General features: G+C 47.9%; 1 protein-coding gene. It reads left to right on the top strand.

Going from position 1 to position 466, the window contains the following annotated elements:
• Positions 1 to 466, top strand: a 466-nt coding sequence (locus tag ACF8D4_RS02575; RefSeq protein WP_392464642.1) for an IS4 family transposase, incomplete at both ends; no start/stop codon positions are given.

Below are 466 nucleotides of genomic sequence, written 5' to 3' on the forward strand. Positions count from 1 at the left end.
AATAACAGCCTGACGCTGTTTGACAGAGGCTTTTATTCGTTGGGACTTTTGCACGCCTGGCAACAGGCTCAACCGAACAGTCACTGGCTGCTGCCGTTTAAGAAAGGGACGCAATATGAAGTGGTACGCTCTTTAGGAAAACACGACCAACTAGTGCAGTTAGCCACCACGCCTCAAGCCAGAAAGAAGTGGCCTATGCTACCTGACAATATTGAAGCTCGCTTACTGACGAAGACGATAAAAGGTAAGTCGGTTTCCATTTTGACCTCATTAACTGACCCCTTGCGTTATCCGGGGGCAGAGATAGTGGATTTATATGCCCATCGATGGGAGATAGAAGTGGGCTATCGGGAAGTGAAGCAGCATCTTCTGGAGAGTCGCTTTACGTTACGCAGTCAATTGCCAGAGCTGGTTATCCAAGAATTGTGGGGGGTACTGTTAGCCTATAACCTCATCAGATACAAGA

It is taken from the genome of Shewanella sp. YQ_9, assembly GCF_043103185.1.
Lineage (GTDB): Bacteria > Pseudomonadota > Gammaproteobacteria > Enterobacterales > Shewanellaceae > Shewanella > Shewanella algae.